Raw genomic sequence first — 4,637 nt, forward strand, 5'->3', positions numbered from 1 at the left:
ATTTTCAAGGGTTTACGCCTTTTAATATTTTTTAACTGTCGAAAACGGGATTATACTAACATTTATAAAAAATGTTATGAGTAAAAAGTGCAAAAAAATAAAATTTTCAATTTTGAGTTATACCGACTTTTATACGCTTTAAGAAAAAGTTATACCGACTTTTTGTAAAAATATCTTTTATCTATGCTATACTAAAAACCTAAAAGATTTATCCATATATTTTGCCTTGATATAGCTTAATATTGCTAATTCTTTAACCGTTATAAATTTCAAATCCTTAAATATCATAAATCTAAAAAGCATTAAAATCCTTCTGAACTTTCGCAGCAAGCACAGTAAGTGCATATGCACTTACAGAAAAATTGACATATCCCTTGCTTACGCTTCAGTCTATTTCGTCAATTTTAGCTTGTTGGGGAGTATCCCCAAACCCCTGTATAAAAACCTTAAAGGCTTTAATGAAAAAATTGGAAAAATACATTTTTCAATTTTTTTATGTTTGTATTTTCTCTCATTTTTTGATATAATATCCCCATATTAAATATACAAATCAATCTCTTTACAGGAGATTTCCAAGAAGAAATATATAAATAAATTAAACCTGTAATTCAAGTTTTTCACTTGATTTTACAGGTTTTTTGTTTGCTTTTTTATAAAAAATATCACGAGGGAGGAAATATATAATGGCTAACAGATACAGAAAAAATGGAATATACTTAATGCTTTCTGATGAAGAACTTGAAGTTTTAGAAAATAAATATAATCTATCCTGTTGCAAAAGTTTAAGACAATTCATTATGAAGTGTGTACTTGATACAGATATTTTTGTGCTTGATATGGAAGTATTTAAAAGTATGTCAGTAGATATAGCAAGAGCTACAAGTAGTATAAATCAAATTGCCAAAAGGGTAAATTCTACTGCCAGCATCTACAAAAGTGATATTGATGATTTACAAGACCTACTGTCTAAACAAAGTAAAAATATATTTAATATCAGAAAAAAAATCTTTGATTTAAGTAACTATGATGATAAGTGTACGGAGGAAAAGTAATGGCTGTTACTAAGATACATCCCATTAAAAGCACTCTTAATTTAGCATTAGATTATATTATGAATGAGAATAAAACAAATGAAAAACTTTTAATATCTTCTTTTGGTTGCAATCCACAAATTGCTCATTTAGAGTTTGAGCAGACAAAAAAAGAGTGCGATTCAAGAGCTGTCATTCTTGCAAGGCATCTCATACAATCTTTTGCTCCTAATGAAACTACACCTGAACAAGCACATCAAATAGGACTTGATCTATGCAAAAGAATTTTAAAAGACGAGTATGAATATGTACTTACAACTCATATAGATAAAGGGCATATCCACAATCATATCCTATTTAATAATGTCAATTTTAAGACCGGCAAAGCATATATAAGTAACAAAAGAACATATCATCAGATACGCTATCAAAGCGATAAATTGTGCAAGGAAAATGGCTTATCAGTTATTGATGAAAATTATAAAATCTTCAAAACCAAATACAAGACCAACGGTAAATCCTACAAGGAATATATGGAGTTTAAAAAGGGTAACTCTTGGAAGAACAAGCTACAAATAGCTATTGATAAGGCAATAGAAAAGTCTAAAACCTATGATAATTTTATCAAGGCTATGGAAGATTTCGGATATGAAATTAAGTTCGGAAAATACCTATCATTTAGGCATAAAGACAAAAGAGATAATGGAAGATTTACTCGTGCGAAGGCATCTACATTAGGTGCAGACTACACGAAAGAAAGAATAAAAGAGAGAATTGAAAATAGAGAAAAGACTACTTCAAAATCATTTAACTACGAAAAATCTTCAGGCAAGAAGTTTGATAATATCATTGATACAAAGAACAATGAAAAAGTTAAATCCTCAAAAGGCTATGAAGTCTGGGCGAATAAACACAATATGAGGACTATGGCAAGTACACTTAATGAAATGAGAAAGTATGGAATAAATTCTTATGATGAATTAGATAAAAAACTACAAGAAATGGCTTCACAAAGACAGAATATACTTAATAATATTAAGCAAATTGAAAGCTCTATGAAAGGGATTTATTCAGTTATAGAAAGCAAAAATATCTTGAAGAAAAATAAACTTGTCTATGATATGTATAAGAAAAATAAAGATGATAAAAACTTTTATGAAGAATATAAGGCTGAAATAATAGCTTATGAAACAGCTCTTAAAGCCATTAAAAACTCCAATTATGGTAGTCTTAATATAAATACCTTATCTGATAAATATATGTCTCTGAAAGACCAAAAGGGCGAGTTAATGGATAAATATTCTACTGAAAATTCTACTATTTATGATTTGCAGAACTTAAAGAAAAATACTGATAAGTATATCGAAAATGAAAGGTAGAATATATAAAAGACGGTGTGAAATTTATATAGCTTCATTTATTCTTTAACTGGTACAATTTTCGCATTTATGGCAATGCTGTTATTAAGGCAAATAAGCATCTTCGGAATAACTTGTGTAAGTATGATAGGCGGTGTATTTCATAATATAGGATAGTTATTATGCGTAATACTCCTTATCAAACTTCCTTTTGTACTATCCTACTTAGCTTATATGATAATTATAGGCACTTTTACTGGTGTACTTATTGGTTTAATATCTGTAGCAATATTTAAAAGACTTAATTTGAAATATATAATCAGCTAATTTCTTGCAAAATAAAAAAAGGCTATGCAAGAGTGAAATAAATCACTTTCGCATAGCCTTTTAACTACTATCTTTCTACATTTTTATTTTTTTTTACATTTTCTAAGGCTTGCTCTTTTGCTTGTTGTTTATATTGATTTAATTTGCCAATAACAGAACTTTTATCTTTTTTAACTTCCTGCTTTATCTGCTGTTTAGCCTTTAATAGCTTTGTTTCATTTACTTTAAGGCTTATATATTCTTTTCCATCTTTACCTATTGTTTTCTTTTCTTGTCCGGTCAGCTTTACAAAATCTCCTTTTTTTAGGTCTTTTACCGCTTCAGCTTTATCATTATATGCCAAACAATTTGTGTATTTAACCTCTCCATCTTTATTTTCTGCAACTGAAAAATTAGCAACAGTAAAAGGATTGCCGTCTTTAGATGTAAGTTCTTTTACTTCAACATCTTTTACTATATTCCCTGTTACACCTATAATTTCAGCTTTATCCGATTTTTGTTCATTTTCTTTTTCAGGCTGCGTATTTTCTAAATCTTCTTTTGAGTTATCTACTGCTTTTTCTTTATCTTCAATACCTTTTTCTAACTTTTCATATTCTACATATTCATAGAATTTTTCATCAACTAAAGTCGCATCAGATTGCATATATTCTTCATAGATATTATCCAATAAATCTTCATTTTCTATGCCTGTTTCAATAGATACGACTGATTTTACATAGTCTTTATGGTTATATTCTACTAAAAATGATACAGTATCTTTCATAGCCTCAAAGCTGTTATTCTTCATATCGGAAATGGTCTTTATGTCATTTGCATATCTGCCATTATCCCACTCAAATTTGCCTGTTTTATCGTTCAGCTTTATTCCACTTGCTATTACAAATTGTGTTCCTGTAAATAATACCGCCTGTTTTTGCTTACTATCCATATCTAAAACTATCATAGTGTCCGATAAATCTGTCTTTATTACATTACCTTTTTCTAACTTCATCTTTATTTCCTCCTGTAATTTAACTTTTTTCTTTTTATTTTTTTTAAATAAAAGGAAGAGTATCAAAAATACTCTCCCTAAATGCTTATATTACTTCTTTTTGCTCAATTTTCTTTTCTATATTCTCAGTTTGCATACTATCTCCACTTGCTACTTTTTCTTTGAAATAGTTTAGCTTTTCCAATACAGAGGTTTTTTCTTCTTTATTTTCTGATTTTTCTTTTTTCTCAAAATCTCCAATATTTTGTACCTTACTATCTCTAAAGTCGGCATCATACCTATCTGCCACTCCATCTAAGTCCATATCTTTTGATAATGGATCGTAAAAATTTCCATCATCATCTATTTCAAATCCAAGCACTTCTTTTAATTTTTCTTCATTTACTGATACAAGTTCATCAAAGCTCCAAAAACCTATATCTGTTTTAATCTGTAATAGTTCTTTTTGACTTGCTGCATCTTCTTCATCATAAGTGTATGGATTGCTTTCAATAAGAGTGCTGTCTACATAGGTATTTAGCTTAAAGTTAATCAAATCTATACTTGTTTGTATTTCGTGGTTTCCATCAGGTGTAGTTGTAAAAGCTAATCCTATATCATTAAGTTCTGGAAATCTCTCATCAAAATCTTCAAGCCTATTTTCCTCGTCATACTCATGGTTTATGAAGTTTATTATTTCTTCTTTAACTTCCTGTAAAAGTGCATTGTCAACATTTTCTTTCACATCAGTTTTACCCATATCAAGTAGATTATTTACTTCTGCAAGCCTTAGTGTCTTATCTCTCAATAAGTCAGCCTGTGGGAATTGTTTTTGTACTTCTATCTTTGCAGTTTCTAATTGTTTCTGAGTATCTTCAAGTTTAGATAGTGTCTGTTCTAATCTTTCAGGCAATTTATCAAGCACATTATCCATTCTTGTAATGTTTC

At 29.0% G+C, this 4,637-nt stretch carries 4 protein-coding genes and 1 pseudogene; 3 read left to right on the forward strand and 2 right to left on the reverse strand.

Features of this window, described 5'->3' with window-relative positions; translation table 11 throughout:
• The first annotated feature begins 683 nt into the window (after positions 1-683).
• The 3 genes from ACTTKP_RS11295 to ACTTKP_RS11305 are packed head-to-tail and all read left to right on the forward strand — an operon-like array spanning position 684 to position 2,566.
• Complete coding sequence (locus tag ACTTKP_RS11295) at positions 684-1,052, forward strand: plasmid mobilization relaxosome protein MobC (RefSeq protein WP_442554003.1); 369 nt, start codon at positions 684-686, stop codon at positions 1,050-1,052.
• A complete protein-coding gene (locus ACTTKP_RS11300; protein ID WP_442554004.1) occupies positions 1,052-2,410 on the forward strand; it encodes a relaxase/mobilization nuclease domain-containing protein in 1,359 nt (452 codons plus the stop codon). Before ACTTKP_RS11295 ends, ACTTKP_RS11300 begins: the two co-directional genes overlap by 1 nt.
• A gap of 36 nt (positions 2,411-2,446) precedes the next feature.
• Positions 2,447-2,566, forward strand: a complete 120-nt coding sequence (locus ACTTKP_RS11305; RefSeq protein WP_442554006.1) for a hypothetical protein — start codon at positions 2,447-2,449, stop codon at positions 2,564-2,566.
• 217 nt (positions 2,567-2,783) lie between these two features.
• Here the strand turns inward: ACTTKP_RS11305 and ACTTKP_RS11310 are convergent, their stop codons facing one another.
• Positions 2,784-3,710: a single-stranded DNA-binding protein gene (locus ACTTKP_RS11310; protein WP_442554005.1), complete on the reverse strand. Its 927-nt coding sequence runs from the start codon at positions 3,708-3,710 to the stop codon at positions 2,784-2,786.
• A gap of 85 nt (positions 3,711-3,795) precedes the next feature.
• Positions 3,796-4,637, reverse strand: a pseudogene (locus ACTTKP_RS11315) (helicase); the annotation flags it as partial.

The sequence above is a fragment of the Catonella sp. genome, assembly GCF_052169795.1.
Classification (GTDB): Bacteria; Bacillota; Clostridia; order Lachnospirales; family Lachnospiraceae; genus Catonella.